The organism is Pseudomonas sp. GL_117, assembly GCF_057835125.1.
Window position 1 is genome coordinate 4,124,273 of record NZ_CM174418.1, and the last position, 19,286, is coordinate 4,143,558.

The window sequence follows — 19,286 nt, forward strand, 5'->3', positions numbered from 1 at the left end:
AAGCCTCCTATGTAAAAAAATGGACAGAGATCGTGCGACAGCTGTGAGGCGGATTGGTTTCAAGACGTAAACCGCCGGTGGGCAAGTCTGCCTGACTCTCAAGCGGTATTCGCCAGGTCAATCGTCACCAAATATGAACGCAGTCAGTAGATGTCGATGTAGTCAAACGGCGGCTTCGGCCAATTCTGCTTGAGGGCGTTGAAAATCTGCGTCACCCAGACCTCGTCGCTGGCCGCCACGTTGCCGACATATCCGGAACCCTTGGCCCAGGTCTCCAGGCGAAACAACAGACCATCAATCTCCACACCACCTACGGCCCTGCCGGACGAGATGTAGGCAATACCGGCCTTGGTCACCCGCAACTGCGTGTGCTCGTCGTCACTGGCACTCGCAATCAACTGGCGCACAGCGGCCAGTGTCAGGTTCTCGGGGTTGTTCAAATCGATCTGCACGCGGTGTTCCCCGGTAATTAAACAGGAGAACAGTGTCGCACAGCGCTTGCCTCATGCCTAAGTAGCAGTGCCAAACGCGGCGCAAAATGCTTAACTGCCCGCGTAAAAGCCGCGTTCCAGCGCACCGCCCCGCACTTCAGCCCGTGAGATTTCCATGACCACCGTAACGCTCCAAGCCGACATCAAAGCCAAGTGGCCCCTGGGACAGAGCTCCTATAGCCCCGGAAGCCCGGAAGAATTGGCAATCATCGGCATCGACCTGTTGGTCAAGGAGCTGGGCACCCAGGCTGCGCAAGCGTTCATCGGCCAGGTATTCGAAAAATACCCAGCCGATCACAAGGGGGCACACGACCCCGAGCGCGAGTAAGCAACACCGCCGAAAGCGTTACTTCAGGCGCGCCAGGCGCTCGGTCAGCAGATCAAAGAAGCCCTGGGCATCACCGTTTTCAACCCAGAACACATTCTTTTCCTGCTTCAGGCCATCGTACCAATCGACGATGGTCTGGCCGAAAGTCGGGCCTTCGCGGCTGTCCACCACCATGTTGGCCTGACGACCACTGAACAACGAAGGCTTGAGCAGATAGGCAATGACCGTGGCGTCATGCACCGGGCCACCCGGGATGCCGTAATGCTCCATGTCACCTTTGACGTACTCGTTGAGAATATTGCTGACGACCTTGCTGGCATTGCTGTTCAGGTCGGCAATCTTCTTCAGGCGCGCTTCACTGGTAAGCACCTTGTGGGTCACGTCCAGCGGCAGGTAGGTCAACTTCACGCCACTCTTGAGCACAATCTCCGCTGCTGCCGGGTCGGCAAACAGGTTGAATTCGGCCACCGGCGTGATATTGCCGCCGTTGAAGTGCGCGCCGCCCATCACCACCACTTCCTTGATGCCCTGGGTGATTTCCGGGGCCTGGGTCAGTGCCAGTGCCAGGTTGGTTTGCGGGCCGAGCATGGCGATGGTGATGCTGTGGGGCTTGGCGGTGCTCAGGGTCTTGATCAGGTAATCAACGGCGTTGCCTTCAGCCAGGCCTTTTTTCGGCTCGTGCACGGTGACCCCGGAGATACCTTCCTTGCCATGGATGTTCTCGGCATAGATCGGCGTGCGCAGCAGCGGCTTCGGCGCACCGGCATAGACCGGAACGTCCTCGCGCCCTGCCCACTCGCGGGCCAGGCGCGCATTGCGTGAGGTCTTGTCCAGGCGCACGTTGCCGGCGACGGTGGTCAGCGCACGGATCTGCAATTCCTCCGGGGACGCCAATGCGAACAGCAAGGCCACCACATCGTCGGCGCCGGGATCGGTATCAATGATCAGGTCGATCTTTTCCGCCGCTTGGGCGCTTGCTGCAGTGAGTGCGGACAAGAGCAGAACACTCCGAAACAGATTTCTCAGGGTTGGAAGACCACGTTGCATAAAACACTCCTTGTTGTTGGGACACGCTAGAACGTTACGCCGGACACCAGCGCGATATTGCAATACGGCTGGCACTCGCCGGTACGCACCACGGCACGCGCCTGGCGGCTGAGCTGCTTGAACGCTTCATGGCTGAGCAGACGCCGCTCACCGAGCGCCGCCTGCCCATTGAGCGTATTGAGATCCGCCAGCGCCGGCGGTTGCTTGAGCAGGATTTCTTGCGCCAACACATGACTTTCCACCTGCATTTCACTGAGCACCACACGTAACGTGCTGATGAAATCAGGAATGCCCTGGGTCAACGCGAGGTCGATCAACTCGACACCCGGCGGCACGGGCAACCCCGCATCACCGATGACCAGAATGTCGCCATGGCCCAGGGAGGCGATCACGCGCGACAAAGCGATATTAAGCAGTGGCGTCTTTTTCATGAGGGTACAAAACCTTGTACGTCGCGCAGCGTAGGAATGGAGGGTTGCGCACCGGCACGGGTCACCGACAGCGCGGCGGCAACCTGGCCGAAACGGATGGCTTGGGCTTCGCTTTTGCCGTTGGCCAGCGCGGCGGCAAAACCACCGACAAAGGTATCGCCGGCCGCCGTGGTATCCACCGCCTTGACCTTGGGCGCGAGCAAATGCTCAAACCCCTGGCCGTCGGCGAACAACGCACCTTGGGCACCCAGAGTGATGATGACTTTACCGGCACCCGCCTTGATCAAATGCGTAGCAGCCAGCTTGGCACTGTCGAGGGAGTCGACCGTCACGCCGCTCAACGCCGTGGCTTCGCTTTCATTCGGGATCAGGTAATCGATCGAGGCGTACCATTCGGCAGGCAGCGGGCTGCTGGCCGGCGCCGGGTTGAGGATCACGGTCTTGCCCAGCTCACGGCCACGCTGCAGGGCATACCCGACCGTGTCCATCGGCACCTCCAGCTGGCAGACGATCACGTCGGCCGCCTGCAGCACAGCGTCAAACGCCTGCAATGAGTCGGGTGTCAGCGCGCCGTTGCTGCCGGCGACGATCACGATGGCGTTCTGGCTGCTGTCATCCACCACGATCAACGCCACGCCGCTGGAGCCTTCCACGGTACTGACGGCCTGGCAATCGATGCCTTCGACCAGCAACGCATCACGCAACTCGCTGCCGTAGGCATCGCTGCCGACACAACCAACCATCGCCACCTGCGCGCCCAGCCGCGCCGACGCCACCGCCTGGTTGGCGCCCTTGCCGCCGGGCACTGTGGAGAATGTCTGGCCGATCAAGGTTTCACCGGCACGGGGCAGCCGGCTGGCCCGGGTGACCAAGTCCATGTTCAAGCTGCCTATTACCACTACGTTTGCGGACATACATCAGTACTCATCAATTCGGTTCAGCGGTATTGGGCAAACACACCGGCGACGGGCGCCGTGGACTCGCGCAACACAATGCTCGGCGTCACGATGCGTTGATCGATCGGCAGTTGGGGTGTCGCAATTCGTCGCAATAAAAGCTCGGCCGCCGTCTCGCCCAGTTGCACGATCGACTGCCCGACCGTGGTCAGCGCCGGGTACACGTAGCGGCCCATTTGAATGTCATCGAAACCGATCACCGACAGCTCGCCCGGCACACGGATATTACGCTCGGCAGCTGCACGCAGAACGCCGAAACCGATCATATCGTTGCTGGCGAAAATCGCGCTGGGCGGGTTTTGCGCCAGCAATTGCACGGCAGCGGCATAACCACCGGTGCTGGTGAAATCACTTTCCTGGGTACGGTCGGGCGCCACGTCCACGCCTGCCTCACGCAACGCGCGGTGGTAGCCTGCCAGGCGCATCTGCGCGACGCGGGTGTGCGCCGGGCCGCCGATGCAGGCGATGTCCCGATGACCCAACTCAAGCAGGTGCCGAGTCGCCAGGTAAGCGCCCTGTTCGTGATCGATGCGCACCAGATCGACATCAATGCCGTCCAGCGCCCGGTCGACAATCACCATGGGCGTGCGTACTGCGCTCAAGCCAGCGGCCAGGCCGCTGTCGTCGCCGCCCACCGACGTCACGATCAGGCCGTCGATGCGCTTTTCCAGCAACACCCGTAAATAGTTACGCTGTTTTTCCGCGTTGTCGTCGGAGTTGCACAGGATCACGCAATAGCCGTTACGCTCGCAGTAATCCTCGATGCCCCTGGCCAACTCCGCGAAATACGGGTTGAGGCTGTTGGGCACCAGCAGGCCGATGGTGGCAGTGGTCTTGGCCTTGAGCGAACGCGCAACGGCGCTAGGCACGTAGTCGAGTTGCTTGATCGCCGCTTCCACCTTGATGCGCACCGGCTCACTGACCGGGCGCGTCTTGTTCACCACATGGGAGACCGTGGTGTAGGAAATACCTGCAAGCGCGGCCACATCCTTGATCGTTGCCATGGGTCAGCCCCGCCGACTGGCGCGCTGGCTGCGGTAGGTATCCAGGACCACCGCAATCACGATCACGGCACCGGTAATGATGCGCTTGGTCGGCTCCGTAGCACCGATCTGCGCCAAACCGGCGGCCAGTACCGAAATAATCAACACACCAAAAAAGGTACTGATTACCGAACCGCGACCGCCCATCAAGCTGGTGCCACCGATAACCACCGCCGCAATCACTTGCAGTTCAAGGCCAGAACCAGCATTCGGGTCCGCCGCTTCCAGACGCGATATCTGGAACAGCGCCGCCACACCGGCCAACAGGCCCATGAGGCTGAACACCAGGATTTTGTAGGGCTTGGGATTGATCCCTGCCAGGCGCACCGCTTCTTCGTTGGTGCCGATACCGATCAGGTAGCGACCAAACACCGTACGGGTCAACACCAGTTGGGCGACGATGATCACCAGCAGCGCAATGATGAACGACGGTGAAATGCCGAAGGCCACTGGGTTGGACAGCCAGGCAAACGAGTCGCCGATGTAGGCGGTACGCGAACCGGTCATTTGGTACGCCACGCCACGGGCCATTTCCAGCACGCCAAGGGACACGATAAACGACGGAATACGCCAGGCCACGGTGATCGAACCGGTGATGGTGCCCGCCAGCGCGGCGCAGCCCATACCGAGTATGGCGGCGGGGAAGACGCTCCAGCCCCAGCCAAGGATCGCCACGCTGACCGCCGACGCCGCCAATGCCAACACCGAGCCCACCGACAAATCGATGCCGCCGATGATCAGGATGAAAGTCATGCCGACTGCCAGCACCATGAGGTCCGGGATCTGGTTGGCCAGGGTACTGAAGGTGTCGTAGGACAGGAAGTGATCGCTGAGTACCGAGAACAGCGCAATCATTGCCAGCAACGCGCCAGCCAGCCCCAGGTAAGTACCCAGGCCGTAGAAGTTGCCGCCGGTTTTGCCCGGGGAAATTGTGGTTTTCATGGGGTATCCCTAAGCGCTGCGTCGTTCAGCAGCGCGTCACGTTTCTGATAGCCGGCAAAGGCGGCGGCAAGCAATTCGTCCTGGGTCCAGCTGTCGCGCTCGAAGGTCTCGATCAAGCGCCCGGCGGACAACACCCCGATGCGATCGCAGATCAGCATGAGTTCGCGCAGGTCGCTGGACACCACCACCAGCGCTTTGCCTTGGCGCGTCAGTTCACCAAGCAAGGCATAAATGTCGAATTTGGCACCTACGTCGATGCCACGGGTCGGCTCATCGAACAGCATCACCGAGCAGTCGCGCTCCAGCCAGCGGCCAATCACCACCTTCTGCTGGTTACCACCGGACAGTTCAGAGACCAACTGCGCCGGACTGGAACTGCGGATGCGCATGGCATCGATCTGGCGCTTGGCCAAGGCCGTTTCGTTGCGGCTGTTGACCACCCCACCAGCGGAAATTTCCGGCATGTTGCCCAAGGCTATGTTGGCGCTGATGGACTGGGTCAGCAGCAGGCCTTCACCCTTGCGGTCCTCGGTGATCAGCGCAATGCCATGGCCCACCGCGTCCACCGGCGAACGAATGCTCACCACCTGGGCTGGCGAGCCGAGCGCCACGGTGCCGCTGTCGGCCAGGTCGGCACCGAAGATCAGGCGCAACAGCTCGGTACGACCGGCGCCGATCAGGCCGGAGATGCCATAGATCTCGCCTGCGCGCACTTCAAAGGACACGTCGCGAACCTTGTCCGAGCGAGTCAGGCCTTTTACTGTCAGGGCCGGATCGCCGATGGTGCGCGGGCCCAGGTCGATGTGCTCGCCCAGCTCGCGACCGACCATCAAGGTCACCAATTGCTCGCTGTTGTAGTTGGCCATTGGCTCGACGCACACCAGCTTGCCGTCACGCAGCACCGCAATGCGCTGGGCGACACGGGCGAGCTCTTCCAGCCGATGCGAAATATAAATGATTGCCACGCCCCGAGCCTGCAGGCGGGTGATTTGCTCGAACAGCATCTCGACTTCACGGGCGGTCAGCATGGCCGTCGGTTCATCGAGGATCAGCACGTGGCAGTCGCCGATGAGGTTGCGCGCGATCTCGACCATTTGTTGATGGCCGATACCCAGGCTGCCGACCAGGGTGTCCGGGTCGATCGCGTCCAGGCCGACCTGGGCCATGGCCTCAATCGCGGCCTTGCGCAGTTGCTTGCGGCTGATCCAGCCACAGTGGCTGGGCAGGTTATCCAGAAACAGGTTTTCGGCGACGGTCAGCGTCGGCAGCAGGTTGAGTTCCTGCATGACCATGCGCACCCCCAGCCCTTCAGCCTGGGTACGACTGCCAGGACGGTAGTCCTGACCATTGAATTGCATATGCCCGGTGGTCGGCGTGACCAACCCGCCGATAATCTTCGACAAGGTGCTTTTGCCTGCGCCGTTTTCTCCGGTCAGCGCCAGTACTTCTCCCCGATTGAGCGTCAGGGTGATGTCGGACAGAACCGGCTGGGCATAGGTCTTACCGATACCGCTGACCGAGAGGACAGCGTTCGGGGCGGAAGATGACATAGGAAAATCTCCAGGCGCCCGTCCAGGACGAACGGGCGCTGTTGGGTGCTGCCGGGATTACTGCTTGATGACGAGTTCGACCGGGGTTTCGATCACGCCGTCTTTGGCATCGACCTTTTCACCCTTGACCAGCTTGAGTGCGTTCTGGATGCCGAACACGGCTTGCTGGGCAGCAGCCTGGTCGGCGGTCGCCAGGACGCGGCCGTCTTGCAGCATCGGCTTGATGGCTTCGATGTTGTCGTAGCCTACGACCAGTACTTTGCCAGCCTTGCCAGCTGCGCGAACAGCGGAGACCGCGCCCAGGGCCATGTTGTCGTTACCGGCCAACAAGGCCTTGAGGTCTGGCGTTTCGCTGAGCATCGCGGCGGCGATCTTGTTGCCCTGGTCGATTTCCCAGTTACCGGATTGGGTGGAAACGATCTTCATGCCGGCCGCGTCCATCGCATCCTTGAAGCCCGCGGTGCGCTGCTGGGCGTTGGTGGTGGTCGGCACACCTTCAATGATGCCGACCTTGTCACCCGCTGCCAGATGCTTGGCCAGGTAGTCCCCCACCAGCTTGGAGCCTTTGCGGTTGTCGGGGCCTACAAACGGGATGTCGAGGTTCTTGCTTTTGAGCACGTCCGGATCAAGGCGGTTATCGATATTGACGACCTTGATACCGGCATCCGAGGCTTTCTTCAGCACAGTGACCAGTGCCTTGGAGTCGGCAGGGGCGATCACGATCGCATTCACCTTGGCGAGGATCATCTGGTTGACGATATCGATCTGCGCACTGGTATCGGTTTCGTTCTTGATCCCGTTGGTGATCATGTCGAAATCGGCGGCGTGTTCTTTCTGATATGTCTTGGCACCGTCTTGCATGGTGACAAAGAATTCGTTGGCGAGTGATTTCATGACCAGGCCGACCTTGGGTTTGGCGGCGGCGTCATCGGCAAATGCAGAGGAAAGAGGTAAGGCGGCGGATGCGGCAGCCAGCACAGCGACAGCAAGAAGACGTCCAGCGAATGGCAGCTTCATGGGTTCACTCCGATCTTATGATTATTGTGAGCAACGCCTGCATGGAAATATCTCGCAAACGTTTGCGTTATTGAAACTATGAGAACCTTGTCGAGATTTGTCAACGGTATCCCACAGCCTTTCATCCAGGCCCTCTGCCCCCCCACCTTCACGCCACGTCCTTAAACATCGCCAGCGCTCGGTCGTTCTCTAAAACGACAGGCCTTTGGGCTGAAGTCATACACGCCCAGAGAAGATCCGATCATTTTTTCGGACAACCGAACGCGATAACGTCCAGCTGTTCGGAAAGCCGGACAGCAGATCGTCCGAGTCGCTTAAAAATCCAAACCAAACCCTTAAAAATCAACGATTTATTTTATGAACACAAACTTGTCCAGGCTGGTACAGATCCTGCTGTTCCCCTGAACCTCGCGGCGTTCAGAACCGCCCGAGCGCTCTAGATGAACCTGCACCAGCACTCATCACAAACCAGAGAGAAAAATAATGAAATCTGCACTGAAGAACATTGTTCCGGGCGCGTTGGCCCTACTGCTGCTGTTCCCCGTTGCCGCCCAGGCAAAGGAAGCTGAAACCAAGACCAAACTGTCCAACGTGGTGATCCTCGCCACCGGCGGTACCATCGCTGGCGCTGGCGCCAGCGCGGCCAACAGTGCCACGTACCAGGCAGCCAAGGTCGGTATCGAACAACTGATCGCCGGTGTTCCTGAGCTTAGCCAAGTCGCCAATGTGCGTGGCGAACAAGTGATGCAGATTGCGTCCGAGAGCATCAACAACGACAACCTGCTGCAACTGGGCCGTCGTGTTGCCGAATTGGCCGATAGCAAGGATGTGGACGGTATCGTGATCACCCACGGTACCGACACCCTCGAAGAGACCGCCTACTTTCTGAACCTTGTGGAAAAAACCGACAAGCCGATCGTCGTGGTCGGCTCGATGCGCCCAGGCACCGCCATGTCGGCGGACGGCATGCTCAACCTGTACAACGCCGTGGCCGTTGCCGGCAGCAAAGAAGCACGCGGCAAAGGCGTGCTGGTGACCATGAACGACGAGATCCAGTCGGGTCGTGACGTGAGCAAGATGATCAATATCAAGACCGAAGCCTTCAAGAGCCCATGGGGCCCGCTGGGCATGGTGGTTGAAGGCAAATCCTACTGGTTCCGCCTGCCAGCCAAGCGCCACACCATGGATTCGGAATTTGACATCAAGAACATCAAGAGCCTGCCCGACGTTGAAATCGCCTATGGCTACGGCAACGTGAGCGACACCGCCTACAAGGCGCTGGCCCAGGCTGGCGCCAAAGCCATCATCCACGCCGGCACCGGCAATGGCTCGGTGTCATCCAAGGTCGTCCCTGCCCTGCAGGAACTGCGTAAACAAGGCGTACAGATCATTCGTTCTTCCCACGTGAATGCCGGTGGTTTCGTTCTGCGCAATGCCGAACAACCTGACGACAAATACGACTGGGTAGTCGCCCATGACCTGAACCCGCAAAAAGCCCGCATCCTCGCGATGGTCGCCTTGACCAAGACCCAGGACAGCAAAGAGCTGCAACGGATGTTCTGGGAATATTGATTCCTAGTGATTGACCGGCAGGGGTGGTTTACCGCCCCTGCCTCCCCCCGCAATGACCCCTGCGCCAAACCACCTTTATCGACGTCAATCAGGCTTCCTGAGTTTTAAGCAGTTGCGAAATTGCGCACAGTTAAATACTGTATGCACGTACAGCTTATCAAGGAATCTTCCGTGGCAAAGTCTTCTTCCGCAGCGTCAACTCCACCTGATGCCTACACACGCCTGGCGACGCGTGTGCAAAAGATCATCAATTCGACCAATGCCCAGAAAGCGAAGGCAGCCTTGATCTTCCGCCTACCGGATGAGCCGGAAGACGAGTGGCAGCGCCTGCTCGAGGAAATCGCAGAGAACGACAACGTCACCCTCGCCTACCGGGATGATGGTGGTGTGCAGATTTTCTGGGTTGTGCCGAAGGAAGATTGATTCAATGAGTGCCCGTTTTATTGCTGTGTGTTGCCTGTTTTTTGCCATTAGCGCCCAGGCGCAAGCACCGCGAACGTTCAGCGAAGCCAAGAAAGTCGCCTGGAAACTCTATGCCCCGCAATCCACCGAGTTCTATTGCGGCTGCAAATACACCGGCAACCGTGTAGACCTGAAAGCCTGCGGTTACATCCCCCGCAAGAGCGCCAGCCGTGCCGCACGTATCGAATGGGAGCACATCGTTCCGGCCTGGCAGATCGGGCATCAGCGCCAGTGCTGGCAGAACGGCGGGCGCAAGAACTGTACGCGTCATGATGACGTGTTCAAGCGCGCCGAAGCCGACCTGCACAACCTGGTGCCGAGCATTGGCGAGGTGAATGGCGACCGCAACAACTTCAGTTTTGGCTGGCTGCCAGTACAACGCGGGCAGTACGGCTCATGCCTGACCCAAGTGGACTTCAAGGCCAAGAAGGTCATGCCACGTCCGTCGGTTCGCGGGATGATTGCGCGGACTTACTTCTATATGAGCAAGCAATACGGTTTGCGCCTGTCGAAACAGGATCGCCAACTGTATGAAGCCTGGAACAAGACCTACCCAGTGCAACCCTGGGAGCGTCAACGCAACCAGACCGTAGCGTGCGTGATGGGACGCGGCAATGAATTCGTCGGCCCGGTAAACCTGAAAGCCTGCGGTTGAACGTGGGCGGGATTGCCGCCCAAGCCGTCTGTTACTGCGCCGCCTTGTGCTCGATGACCTGCGACTCGGTGTCGGTTTTCTTGGCGCGGGCCATCTTCTCGTTGAGCAGCGCTTGCTTGGCCTCGGCCTCGGCCTTGGTTGCAAATGGCCCCAGCAGTACTTCGTCCTTGCCGTCGACCTTCACGATATAAAAATTGAAACCATGTTCCAGCAACCACGCGGTCAGGTCTGTAATGGCCTGCAACTTGTGGTCGGGCGGGCCTACGCGCACATCCCATTCCTGGGCGGCAATCGTACCGGTCTGTGGCTGGCTTTCAGTCACGGCAGGCTTGGCCTTGGGGGCATCGACGCTTTTGCCTTCACCGCAACCGGCCAACGCCAACACCGCAACTGCCATCGCTACTTTACGCACTGCCCTGCTCCTTTAAGGATAAAGAGGCAACTTTATCATTCACTGTCTATTCTGGCCGTCATAAACGTTGGCTTAAACAATGCGAATCATGTATCGCAGACCTGTATGATGCCGCCATGGGAATTAATGTCGCCTCTATGCGTCCTAAAAGAGGCAGTCACAGGGAAGCGCTTAGCAGTAAGCTACACACATCCGACACCTGCCCTGTCTGAAACATGTGTCCTTAAAAGTAATCAAGGAGAAGTCCATGCTTATACTCACCCGCAAAGTCGGTGAAAGCATAAACATCGGTGATGACATCACGATCACCATCCTGGGCGTTAGCGGCCAGCAAGTACGAATCGGCATCAACGCTCCGAAGGATGTTGCCGTGCATCGCGAAGAGATTTACCAGCGCATCCAGGCCGGCCTGACTGCTCCGGACAAAAACCAGACGCCTTGACGCGCCCTCAGTAGCCAGCCCTTTCGTTTACTGTAACGGCTGGCGAAAACCCCTTGGGCCTGCTCGCACTTTTCGCGAGTCGCGAATGCCCTGCCGGTTTATTGCCTGCGAAAGATGAAACTGTGTCGAAGTTTGGAACTTGTCCGCCAATTCATAGCCGAACCTCCTGAGTTTCCCCCGGCCATCAGAGTGCACTCAGGAGCACGTCGATGAGGCTTACCTCTACGCAACACATTTCCACCCGCGCCTGGACAATCACCTTGCTGATTGCGCTTGCCTTCCTCGGGATGGAATATGCCCTCAAATTGGAAGCGGAACGCACTTTCGGTAACGAAGTGAGCTCATGGCTCGACCTCGGGCTATTCCTGTGCACCTACCTGTTCGTGTTTTGCCTCAAGCCGATCCAGGTGATCGTCCAGCGAAAGCTGTGCAGGCGCGCAGCTCATCGCGCGCACCGGAAAACGGCGAGCTGATGAACCACGCCTGCCTGAGCGTCGGCGGCTACAAAACCCTGCCGTGCACGTAGAGCAAACCTTCAGCGTTGCGCTTGGCCTGCAATTGTTCATATCCATCTATAGAAGGGTGCCTGGTCACCATCGGCTCCAGATGCGTCGACGTCACGACCATCACATCCGCACCCGCCGCTTCCCCGGCTCGAATACCTACGGCCGCATCCTCGAATACCAGGCAGTCCTCAACCGACACCCCCAGCCGCTGCGCACCGAGCACATAACAGGCTGGGTCCGGCTTGCCGCTGGCCACATCTTCGGCCGTCACCAACACGGCGGGCGGCGTAATACCCGCAGCCTGCAGGCGACGCAACGCCAGTGCCCGCGGGGCAGACGTCACCAGCGCCCATTGATCGCCCGGTAAATCACTCAGGAATGCAACGGCCCCAGGAATCGCGACAACGCCTTCGACATCGTTGATTTCGGCTTCGGTAATCCACTGCGCCTCAACCTCAGGATCGACCCCGGGCAGCGCCTGACGCGTGATGGTGTCAATGGCGCGGGCGCCATGAATGGTGGCCAGGAACGCCGTCACGTCCAGGCCATGACGCTGCGCCCAAGTGCTCCACACCCGCTCGGCGGCAGCGATGGAGTTGAGCAGGGTGCCATCCATATCGAACAGAAAGGCGCGGTAATGCTGGGCAACGGGGATAGACACTGCGTAATTTCCTCATGGGCGGTAACAAACAATCAGCCCGCTGCAATCTACGGATCACCTGTGTGCTTGTAAACGCTGCCGGTGCCTGGGCGCCCAGTCGGCTAGCCATCAACGTCCGTCAAACGCGCCATTGAGGATTTCATAGATGACGCCCGTAGCAATTGCTACCAATATCAGATCAGTGCCCGCTTGCCGCCACTCATAGCCATCGTAATGGGGGAGCTGGCCGGCTAAACGACCATCGAGTTTTTTTGCGATCCCTGGTGGCAAGGGCTTGCCGCGCGCCAGGTTTTTCTGGATGCCGGGGGGCAATGCAGGGCCTGGACTCCAGTAGTCCCGATGCCCCACCAGCACATTGAGTACACCGCCGCGGTCGATGCTGGGGCCGCGAGCGTCCGAAGCACCTTTGCCCCTGGATTTATCATGCCCCTGCCCGCCCTGGTCATGCCCCTTGTTATTACCGCCGCCCTTGCCATTGCCCGGATCAGCCAAGGCAATAGCGCTACCCGCAGACAAGGCCAGTGACAACACCACAGACATGAACTTGGGATACTTGATCATGGCGAATCGTCCAGAACAGGAATGTTCCTGAACTGTAGCCGAGCCTAGGGTTTCTCACGCAGAATCAGCGAGACCTCATCAACTCACCCGACCGCCGACCTCAACGACATCCACCGAGGTTTTCCAAGCAGCCAGCACGGCGACCCGCAACCCCTCGACCAGGGTCGACAGCGCCATCGTTGGCTCGCCCGAACCAGGCAGGTTGGGCACATGAACAAACCCGCTACGTACCTCTGTCCCCACCAGTGCATGCTGCAACAGATAAAACACCTGGTTGCACACAAACGTCCCCGCCGTCTGCGAAACCGACGCCGCAATCCCCACCTCGCGTACAGCCTTGACCATCGCTTTGATCGGCAACGTACTGAAGTACGCCGCCGGACCGCCCACCACGACAGCAGTGTCGATAGGCTGCGCGCCCAGGTTATCGGGGATACGCGCATCGTTGACGTTGATCGCCACCCGCTCGATGGAAATATCACTGCGCCCAGGCCCCAGCCCAGTCGCAATGACCATCACAGGTTGCAGCTCGGCAATCAATTGGGCCAGGCAGTCACCCGCCGTGGCAAATGCGCAAGGCAAGCAGCGCGCAACAATCTGCACACCGTCGTCCAGCAGCACCCCGTCCAGCTGGCGCGCAGCCTCCCAGGACGGGTTCACTGGGGCTTGATCAAAGGGCTCAAACCCCGTCAGCAGTAGCGTTCGCATCTTCGCCTCACATCAACAGATAAAGCAGGACGATATTGACCACCAGCATCATCAACGCAGTCGGCAACTGCGCCTTGATCACCGCGTTCTTGTCCGGCAGCTCCAACAGCGCGGCGGGCACAATATTGAAGTTGGCCGCCATGGGCGTCATCAGTGTGCCGCAGTAACCGGAGAACATGCCGATGGCCGCCATCACCGCGGGGTTGCCGCCGTAGATGCCGACCAGTACCGGCACGCCGACACCACCGGTCATCACCGGAAACGCGGCGAAGCCGTTCCCCATGATCACCGTGAACAACGCCATGCCAAGCACATAGACCATCACCGCCACCAACTTGAAATCCAGGTTGATGTAGGTGGTGGTGACGTGAGCCACAGCAGTGCCGACCCCCGCCTCATTGAACAACAGCCCAAGCATCGCCAGCATCTGCGGCAGCACCATGGCCCAGCCCAGGGCTTCGGTCAGGCGTCGGGATTCACGCAAGGCTTGCACCGGGGTATCACGGGTCAGCCAGCACGCCAGGCCAAGGGCGATCAGGCAGCCGATGCCGAGAGACACGAAGGTGGTGTTTTTCGGGTCCAGCAACGGTACACCGCCGATCTCGGTGTGCTTGAGCAATACCGAGCCAATTACCGTGGTCAACGGAATGGCCAGTGCCGGGATAAACAGCTTGTGCCCCAGGCGACCGGCGCTGGCACGGGAAGCCTTGTCATGCAGTTCGGCATGGGCTCCTCGCCCGACACCGCCCAAGCCTGCGATCAACGCCATCACCACCACACCGACGCCGATAACCACAGACGGCAAGCGCTCGCCGACCAGGAACGGAATAGCGAACAGCAGCCAGAACAACGCGCTGGACCAACGCTTGGGATGGGTGCGATCCAGCACGATCATGCCCGCCGTGATCAGCAACAGCACACCGGCCAGCCAGTACAGATATTGAATGGAGATAATCATTGCGCGGCCTCCACGGCGGTAGCGACCGGCGTCAGCTCACGGGTGAGCCGGCGGTCGAATCGGTGCAGGCGGATCGCGTGAATGATGAAGGCACAGATCGCCGTAGGGATGCCCCACACGGCAATATGCAGCGGCTCCACATCGATTCCGGAGCCGAGCAGGAAGGTGTGCATCAGCGCGATGGCACCAAAAGCGACAAAGATGTCTTCACCGAAAAACAGCCCAACGTTGTCGGTCGCCGCGCACATGGCCAACACCTTGTGGCGCACCTTGTCTGGCAGTTTGCCGTAGCGTTTTTCCGCCGCACCTTCCGCCATCGGCGCCAACAGCGGCCGCACCATCTGTGGATGCCCGCCCAGGCTGGTCAGCCCCATGGCTGCAGTGGATTCGCGCACAAACAAATAGATGATCAACAGGCGCCCGACGGTCGCACGTTCGAACCGTGCGATCCAGTTCTGCGCATGCAGGCGCAAACCGTGGCGTTCCAGCAGCCCAATCACGGCCAGGGGTAATAAAAGAATCAGTTGCAGGGCGCGGGTCTGAAGGAAACCTTCACCCATGCTGGCGAGGATTTTCTCCAAGGGAAAATGGGCAGCAAGCCCGGTCGCGATGGCGGCAGCGGTGACCACCAACAGCGGATTGAAGCGCAAGACAAAGCCAACCACGATGACAAGTACGCCGATCAACGGCCATAGGCTCACAACAGTTTGCATGACGATGAAGTCCTTATGTGCGCGCTGCGGCGCCATTACAGCAGGATGCGAACAAAGGGTTCGCAGCAAGAATGTGGCGGGCAGTCGGCTCGGTTTTTTATTGTTGACCCGGAAGGTCGAGCGTCAGTGGCGGCAACTTTGCTGTCTGGGATGGGGAGGTGTCCAACAAGAAAAATTGTTGCTGCACACCAATAAATTTTGTCGGCAATTCAAGAGCGATCCAGGGCCGCCCCCCGTGACCGCGACAACAGTGACGAATCCGGCGCAGGACCTATACTCATTGGAGCGAGAGCGTATTTCGCTGCTTCGCTTTGCTGACGAAGAGGTAATTCACTATGTACGCCGGACAAATGGGTATGGCGACAACGAATGGTGAGATCCGCTGCCAGATGGTTGTACAGATCATCTGCCTGCTATCGGTGGCTCAGCTTTTTTGCTGACTGATCAGTAAGCCCAAATACCCGACACCCGAAAAAAGGACTTTTTGCTTGCGCTCAAGGGCGTAGGTCCCACTGTGGCTGCCCGATTGGAGCAAATGGGCATCCAATCCCTGGCCGAACCAGGGGCGTCAGATGTCGGTGACATCCTCGCGCAAGCCTAAGCAGCGTTAGGCTCGACGTGCCGGAAAAACAGCCCGCACGCTCGGGCGGCTATCACTGCGGCGGTGGATATTGCGAGACGTGCCAAGGCGTAACGCCGCGCAAAAAACCAAGACAACAAAAAAGGGCCCACCTTTCGGTGAGCCCTTCTAGACCGCCCAGCAGAGCGGATTTTGTTTGGTAGGCGCGATTGGACTCGAACCAACGACCCCCACCATGTCAAGGTGGTGCTCTAACCAACTGAGCTACGTGCCTGCTGTGAGGCGGCATTCTACGGAATTCCGGAGGGGTGTCAACATCTTTTTTGCAGCTAACCCTATGAATATGCGAATTTTTTATTTGCGCCGGGTAGACCCGTGGTTTTCGGGTGGCTGGCAGGCAATTTTCAACTCAGGTAGGATCGGCGCACTCGTAAAAAATATAAAACAGAGGTTCCAGGATGGCGAACACCCCCTACCCCCAGTCGTATTACGCCGCGTCCGCAAACGCGGTTCCGCCGCGCCCGGTGCTGCAAGGTGACGTCGAAACCGATGTATGCGTGATTGGCGCCGGTTACACCGGCCTGTCCAGCGCGTTGTTTCTCCTGGAGAACGGCTTTCGCGTGACGGTGCTGGAAGCCGCCAAGGTCGGGTTTGGCGCGTCGGGGCGCAACGGCGGGCAGATCGTCAACAGCTATAGCCGCGACATCGATGTGATCGAACGCAGTGTCGGCCCCAAGCAGGCGCAGTTGCTCGGGCAGATGGCGTTTGAGGGCGGCAAGATCATTCGCGAGCGGGTCGCCAAATACCAGATCCAGTGCGACCTGAAAGACGGCGGCGTATTCGCCGCGCTCAACAGCAAGCACATGGGCCACCTGGAGTCGCAGAAGCGCCTGTGGGAGCGCTATGGCCATACCCAGCTGGAGCTGCTGGACGAGCGCCGCATCCGCGAGGTGGTGGCCTGTGACAACTATGTCGGCGGCCTGCTCGACATGAGCGGCGGGCACATCCACCCGCTCAACCTGGCATTGGGTGAAGCCGCGGCCGTGGAGTCACTGGGCGGTACGATCTATGAGCAATCCGCTGCACTGCGCATTGAACGCGGCGCCAATCCGGTGGTACACACTGCCGAGGGCAAGGTCAGGGCCAAGTTCATCATTGTCGCGGGCAACGCCTACCTGGGCAATCTGGTGCCCGAGCTGGCGGCCAAGTCGATGCCGTGCGGCACCCAAGTCATCACCACAGCCCCACTGGGGGACGAACTGGCAAAAACGTTGCTGCCACAGGATTACTGCGTCGAAGACTGCAACTACCTGCTCGACTACTACCGCCTCACCAGCGACAAGCGCCTGATATTCGGCGGCGGCGTGGTGTATGGCGCGCGCGACCCGGCAAATATCGAAGCGATCATCCGCCCGAAGATGCTCAAGGCGTTCCCGCAGCTCAAGGATGTAAAGATCGACTACGCCTGGACCGGCAATTTCCTGCTAACCCTGTCGCGCTTACCGCAAGTAGGTCGCCTGGGCGACAACATTTATTACTCCCAGGGCTGTAGTGGTCATGGTGTGACGTACACGCACCTGGCGGGCAAGGTATTGGCGGAGGCACTGAGAGGCCAGGCAGAGCGCTTTGACGCGTTTGCCGACCTGCCGCACTACCCATTCCCGGGTGGACAGCTGTTACGCACACCATTCGCAGCACTGGGAGCCTGGTATTACGGGCTGCGGGATAAGCTGGGATTCTGACCGAATCCAACTGTGGGAACGGGCTTGTGTGGGAGTGGGCTTGCTCGCGAATGCAGTGTGCCAGTCGCCAGATTTATTGACTGATCCACCGCTTTCGCGAGCAAGCCCGCTCCCACATAAAATAAAATCGCAGACACAAAAAACCCCGGTCTTTCGACCAGGGTTTTTGCTATCGGATCAAAGTAGCCAGAGGCTTTCTTTGTGCTTCAAGGCGTTCAGTGGGCCTTGATGCAGATATGGCGCAGCGGACGGGACTCGAACCCGCGACCCCCGGCGTGACAGGCCGGTATTCTAACCGACTGAACTACCGCTGCGTATCGCTTGACCAGTTGAACACAAACATTCAACCGTCTTTAAACATCTGATTGATCAACCTTAGTTGTTCAATCTCAAGCCCGAAAAATCAAGCCTGGAAAATATGGCGCAGCGGACGGGACTCGAACCCGCGACCCCCGGCGTGACAGGCCGGTATTCTAACCGACTGAACTACCGCTGCGCGTCGGTGCAACCTTTACGTTGCGTCTTACCCTAAGGCAAAACTGTCAAGAAGTGGTGGGTGATGACGGGATCGAACCGCCGACCCTCTGCTTGTAAGGCAGATGCTCTCCCAGCTGAGCTAATCACCCTTTGCTTCGTTGAGGCCGCGAAATTTACGCAGGTAACGGACCTAAGTCAATAGCCTGCTTGAAGTTTTTCTGAAAAAGACAAAATTACTTCAAGACGACCACCTGCCCTACTCGCTGTAAATCATCTTCTTGCTCATGCCACCGTCCACGACAAACTCTTGGCCGGTGACAAACCCGGCCTGACGCGACAACAACCACGCCACCATCGCCGCGACGTCCTCCACCGTGCCAACCCTGCCCGCTGGATGCTGGGCGTGGTCAGCGTCCGTCAAAGGCTCGGCGCGCCGTGCGGCAGGATCACGCGCATCGATCCAACCCGGGCTGACCGCATTGACCCGCACTTCCGGCCCAAGGCTCATCGCCAAGGCGTGTGTCAGGGCCAACAAACCGCCCTTGCTCGCCGCATAGGCTTCGGTGTCCGGCTCCGATTGACGGGCCCGGGTCGACGCCAGGTTGACGATGGCACCGCCATGGGCACGCAGGTACGGCGCACAGTGTTTGGCAAGCAACATCGGCCCACTCAGGTTGACCGCCAGCACACGATTCCAATACGCCAGATCAAGGCTTTCCAATGTGATATTGCGCGGATCGGCCACCGCCGCATTGCACACCAACGCATCCAGGCGCCCAAACTGCCCAAGCACCTCGGCAACGCCCTGCGCAACCTGCTTCTCGTCGGCCACATCCATACTGATAAACCAGGCATTCTCGCCCAGCACTTTGGATACTTTGGAACCGCGCTCACGGTCCAGGTCAGTCAGAACCACCTGCCAGCCTTCGCTGATCAGCCACGCGGCAATCCCGAGACCAATACCCCGCGCCGCGCCAGTCACCAGCGCGACGCGCCCGTTACTGGCTGCCGCCGCCTCCAAGGACCACTCGA

The 19,286-nt window shown here is 59.3% G+C and carries 22 protein-coding genes, 4 tRNA genes and 1 pseudogene; 8 read left to right on the top strand and 19 right to left on the bottom strand.

Annotation, left to right across the window (positions count from 1 at the left end; all coding sequences use genetic code 11):
• Positions 1-143 precede the first annotated feature (143 nt).
• Positions 144-452: a hypothetical protein gene (locus AC3ISR_RS18630; protein ID WP_192296813.1), complete on the bottom strand. Its 309-nt coding sequence runs from the start codon at positions 450-452 to the stop codon at positions 144-146.
• Between the two features lie 154 nt (positions 453-606).
• Here AC3ISR_RS18630 and AC3ISR_RS18635 point away from each other — a divergent pair, with 154 nt between their 5' ends.
• Positions 607-819: a hypothetical protein gene (locus AC3ISR_RS18635; RefSeq protein ID WP_192296814.1), complete on the top strand. Its 213-nt coding sequence runs from the start codon at positions 607-609 to the stop codon at positions 817-819.
• 18 nt (positions 820-837) lie between these two features.
• On the opposite strand, the gene AC3ISR_RS18640 is transcribed toward AC3ISR_RS18635, so the two are convergent.
• The 7 genes from AC3ISR_RS18640 to AC3ISR_RS18670 are packed head-to-tail and all read right to left on the bottom strand — an operon-like array spanning position 838 to position 7,805.
• Complete coding sequence (locus AC3ISR_RS18640) at positions 838-1,866, bottom strand: nucleoside hydrolase (RefSeq protein ID WP_192296815.1); 1,029 nt, start codon at positions 1,864-1,866, stop codon at positions 838-840.
• A gap of 26 nt (positions 1,867-1,892) precedes the next feature.
• Positions 1,893-2,297 carry a D-ribose pyranase gene (gene rbsD / locus AC3ISR_RS18645; RefSeq protein WP_192296816.1) on the bottom strand — a complete coding sequence of 135 codons (405 nt, stop codon included), beginning with the start codon at positions 2,295-2,297 and terminating at the stop codon, positions 1,893-1,895.
• On the bottom strand, positions 2,294-3,211 hold the full coding sequence (gene rbsK / locus AC3ISR_RS18650; protein WP_192296817.1) for a ribokinase: 918 nt from the start codon (positions 3,209-3,211) through the stop codon (positions 2,294-2,296). The genes rbsD and rbsK overlap by 4 nt, the downstream gene beginning before the upstream one ends.
• A 23-nt stretch (positions 3,212-3,234) precedes the next feature.
• Entirely contained in the window at positions 3,235-4,257 is a 1,023-nt protein-coding gene (locus AC3ISR_RS18655) for a LacI family DNA-binding transcriptional regulator (protein WP_192296818.1), read from the bottom strand.
• Positions 4,258-4,260: 3 nt separating this feature from the next.
• Positions 4,261-5,238 carry an ABC transporter permease gene (locus AC3ISR_RS18660; RefSeq protein ID WP_226455123.1) on the bottom strand — a complete coding sequence of 326 codons (978 nt, stop codon included), beginning with the start codon at positions 5,236-5,238 and terminating at the stop codon, positions 4,261-4,263.
• Positions 5,235-6,788 carry a sugar ABC transporter ATP-binding protein gene (locus AC3ISR_RS18665; protein WP_463983452.1) on the bottom strand — a complete coding sequence of 518 codons (1,554 nt, stop codon included), beginning with the start codon at positions 6,786-6,788 and terminating at the stop codon, positions 5,235-5,237. Before AC3ISR_RS18665 ends, AC3ISR_RS18660 begins: the two co-directional genes overlap by 4 nt.
• A gap of 57 nt (positions 6,789-6,845) precedes the next feature.
• Positions 6,846-7,805: a sugar ABC transporter substrate-binding protein gene (locus AC3ISR_RS18670; RefSeq protein WP_463983451.1), complete on the bottom strand. Its 960-nt coding sequence runs from the start codon at positions 7,803-7,805 to the stop codon at positions 6,846-6,848.
• A 483-nt stretch (positions 7,806-8,288) separates the two neighbouring features.
• Between AC3ISR_RS18670 and AC3ISR_RS18675 the strand changes: the two genes are divergently transcribed.
• From AC3ISR_RS18675 to AC3ISR_RS18685, 3 genes are all read left to right on the top strand, one after another.
• Positions 8,289-9,377 carry an asparaginase gene (locus tag AC3ISR_RS18675; RefSeq protein ID WP_192296822.1) on the top strand — a complete coding sequence of 363 codons (1,089 nt, stop codon included), beginning with the start codon at positions 8,289-8,291 and terminating at the stop codon, positions 9,375-9,377.
• Positions 9,378-9,548: 171 nt separating this feature from the next.
• A complete protein-coding gene (locus AC3ISR_RS18680; RefSeq protein WP_192296823.1) occupies positions 9,549-9,800 on the top strand; it encodes a DUF1654 domain-containing protein in 252 nt (83 codons plus the stop codon).
• 4 nt (positions 9,801-9,804) lie between these two features.
• Positions 9,805-10,494 carry an endonuclease gene (locus AC3ISR_RS18685; RefSeq protein ID WP_192296824.1) on the top strand — a complete coding sequence of 230 codons (690 nt, stop codon included), beginning with the start codon at positions 9,805-9,807 and terminating at the stop codon, positions 10,492-10,494.
• 31 nt (positions 10,495-10,525) lie between these two features.
• Here AC3ISR_RS18685 and AC3ISR_RS18690 read toward each other — a convergent pair whose 3' ends face one another.
• The gene (locus AC3ISR_RS18690) at positions 10,526-10,891 is read right to left on the bottom strand and encodes an SPOR domain-containing protein (protein WP_192297230.1); all 366 of its coding nucleotides are present in this window, start codon (positions 10,889-10,891) and stop codon (positions 10,526-10,528) included.
• A 262-nt stretch (positions 10,892-11,153) separates the two neighbouring features.
• On the opposite strand from AC3ISR_RS18690, the gene csrA reads away from it, so the two are divergent.
• Positions 11,154-11,348: a carbon storage regulator CsrA gene (csrA, locus tag AC3ISR_RS18695; RefSeq protein WP_003192511.1), complete on the top strand. Its 195-nt coding sequence runs from the start codon at positions 11,154-11,156 to the stop codon at positions 11,346-11,348.
• A gap of 209 nt (positions 11,349-11,557) precedes the next feature.
• Positions 11,558-11,821, top strand: a complete 264-nt coding sequence (locus AC3ISR_RS18700) for a hypothetical protein (protein WP_192296825.1) — start codon at positions 11,558-11,560, stop codon at positions 11,819-11,821.
• A gap of 28 nt (positions 11,822-11,849) precedes the next feature.
• Here AC3ISR_RS18700 and AC3ISR_RS18705 read toward each other — a convergent pair whose 3' ends face one another.
• The 5 genes from AC3ISR_RS18705 to AC3ISR_RS18725 all read right to left on the bottom strand — a co-directional run bounded on the left by AC3ISR_RS18705 (position 11,850) and on the right by AC3ISR_RS18725 (position 15,455).
• Positions 11,850-12,515 carry an HAD-IA family hydrolase gene (locus AC3ISR_RS18705; RefSeq protein ID WP_489324401.1) on the bottom strand — a complete coding sequence of 222 codons (666 nt, stop codon included), beginning with the start codon at positions 12,513-12,515 and terminating at the stop codon, positions 11,850-11,852.
• Positions 12,516-12,623: 108 nt separating this feature from the next.
• Positions 12,624-13,076: an anti-virulence regulator CigR family protein gene (locus AC3ISR_RS18710; RefSeq protein WP_192296827.1), complete on the bottom strand. Its 453-nt coding sequence runs from the start codon at positions 13,074-13,076 to the stop codon at positions 12,624-12,626.
• Positions 13,077-13,154: 78 nt separating this feature from the next.
• Positions 13,155-13,784 (bottom strand): pyroglutamyl-peptidase I, encoded by a 630-nt coding sequence (gene pcp, locus AC3ISR_RS18715; protein WP_463983449.1) that lies wholly within the window; start codon positions 13,782-13,784, stop codon positions 13,155-13,157.
• 7 nt (positions 13,785-13,791) lie between these two features.
• Entirely contained in the window at positions 13,792-14,742 is a 951-nt protein-coding gene (locus AC3ISR_RS18720; RefSeq protein ID WP_192296829.1) for a DUF979 domain-containing protein, read from the bottom strand.
• On the bottom strand, positions 14,739-15,455 hold the full coding sequence (locus tag AC3ISR_RS18725) for a DUF969 domain-containing protein (protein WP_463983448.1): 717 nt from the start codon (positions 15,453-15,455) through the stop codon (positions 14,739-14,741). Before AC3ISR_RS18725 ends, AC3ISR_RS18720 begins: the two co-directional genes overlap by 4 nt.
• 457 nt (positions 15,456-15,912) lie before the next feature.
• Here AC3ISR_RS18725 and AC3ISR_RS18730 point away from each other — a divergent pair.
• Positions 15,913-16,149, top strand: a pseudogene (locus AC3ISR_RS18730) (helix-hairpin-helix domain-containing protein).
• Positions 16,150-16,232: 83 nt separating this feature from the next.
• On the opposite strand, the gene AC3ISR_RS18735 reads toward AC3ISR_RS18730, so the two are convergent.
• A tRNA-Val gene (locus tag AC3ISR_RS18735) sits at positions 16,233-16,309 on the bottom strand.
• Positions 16,310-16,493: 184 nt separating this feature from the next.
• Here AC3ISR_RS18735 and AC3ISR_RS18740 point away from each other — a divergent pair.
• A complete protein-coding gene (locus AC3ISR_RS18740) occupies positions 16,494-17,777 on the top strand; it encodes an NAD(P)/FAD-dependent oxidoreductase (protein WP_192296831.1) in 1,284 nt (427 codons plus the stop codon).
• A 237-nt stretch (positions 17,778-18,014) separates the two neighbouring features.
• Here AC3ISR_RS18740 and AC3ISR_RS18745 read toward each other — a convergent pair.
• The 4 genes from AC3ISR_RS18745 to AC3ISR_RS18760 form a co-directional block, all read right to left on the bottom strand.
• Positions 18,015-18,091: transfer RNA gene (locus AC3ISR_RS18745), tRNA-Asp, on the bottom strand.
• A gap of 105 nt (positions 18,092-18,196) precedes the next feature.
• Positions 18,197-18,273: transfer RNA gene (locus AC3ISR_RS18750), tRNA-Asp, on the bottom strand.
• A gap of 54 nt (positions 18,274-18,327) precedes the next feature.
• Positions 18,328-18,403, bottom strand: a tRNA-Val gene (locus AC3ISR_RS18755).
• A gap of 107 nt (positions 18,404-18,510) precedes the next feature.
• The gene (locus AC3ISR_RS18760; protein ID WP_124410364.1) at positions 18,511-19,275 is read right to left on the bottom strand and encodes an SDR family oxidoreductase; all 765 of its coding nucleotides are present in this window, start codon (positions 19,273-19,275) and stop codon (positions 18,511-18,513) included.
• Positions 19,276-19,286 lie beyond the last annotated feature (11 nt).

Coding starts and splice junctions, on each gene's coding strand:
- AC3ISR_RS18640 (WP_192296815.1), bottom strand. CDS start 1,866: ATGCAACGTGGTCTTCCAACCCTGAGAAATCTGTTTCGGAGTGTTCTG.
- rbsK (WP_192296817.1), bottom strand. CDS start 3,211: ATGTCCGCAAACGTAGTGGTAATAGGCAGCTTGAACATGGACTTGGTC.
- AC3ISR_RS18710 (WP_192296827.1), bottom strand. CDS start 13,076: ATGATCAAGTATCCCAAGTTCATGTCTGTGGTGTTGTCACTGGCCTTG.
- AC3ISR_RS18690 (WP_192297230.1), bottom strand. CDS start 10,891: ATGGCAGTTGCGGTGTTGGCGTTGGCCGGTTGCGGTGAAGGCAAAAGC.
- AC3ISR_RS18725 (WP_463983448.1), bottom strand. CDS start 15,455: ATGCAAACTGTTGTGAGCCTATGGCCGTTGATCGGCGTACTTGTCATC.
- AC3ISR_RS18700 (WP_192296825.1), top strand. CDS start 11,558: ATGAGGCTTACCTCTACGCAACACATTTCCACCCGCGCCTGGACAATC.
- AC3ISR_RS18740 (WP_192296831.1), top strand. CDS start 16,494: ATGGCGAACACCCCCTACCCCCAGTCGTATTACGCCGCGTCCGCAAAC.
- csrA (WP_003192511.1), top strand. CDS start 11,154: ATGCTTATACTCACCCGCAAAGTCGGTGAAAGCATAAACATCGGTGAT.
- pcp (WP_463983449.1), bottom strand. CDS start 13,784: ATGCGAACGCTACTGCTGACGGGGTTTGAGCCCTTTGATCAAGCCCCA.
- AC3ISR_RS18670 (WP_463983451.1), bottom strand. CDS start 7,805: ATGAAGCTGCCATTCGCTGGACGTCTTCTTGCTGTCGCTGTGCTGGCT.
- rbsD (WP_192296816.1), bottom strand. CDS start 2,297: ATGAAAAAGACGCCACTGCTTAATATCGCTTTGTCGCGCGTGATCGCC.
- AC3ISR_RS18685 (WP_192296824.1), top strand. CDS start 9,805: ATGAGTGCCCGTTTTATTGCTGTGTGTTGCCTGTTTTTTGCCATTAGC.
- AC3ISR_RS18655 (WP_192296818.1), bottom strand. CDS start 4,257: ATGGCAACGATCAAGGATGTGGCCGCGCTTGCAGGTATTTCCTACACC.
- AC3ISR_RS18660 (WP_226455123.1), bottom strand. CDS start 5,238: ATGAAAACCACAATTTCCCCGGGCAAAACCGGCGGCAACTTCTACGGC.
- AC3ISR_RS18635 (WP_192296814.1), top strand. CDS start 607: ATGACCACCGTAACGCTCCAAGCCGACATCAAAGCCAAGTGGCCCCTG.
- AC3ISR_RS18665 (WP_463983452.1), bottom strand. CDS start 6,788: ATGTCATCTTCCGCCCCGAACGCTGTCCTCTCGGTCAGCGGTATCGGT.
- AC3ISR_RS18675 (WP_192296822.1), top strand. CDS start 8,289: ATGAAATCTGCACTGAAGAACATTGTTCCGGGCGCGTTGGCCCTACTG.
- AC3ISR_RS18720 (WP_192296829.1), bottom strand. CDS start 14,742: ATGATTATCTCCATTCAATATCTGTACTGGCTGGCCGGTGTGCTGTTG.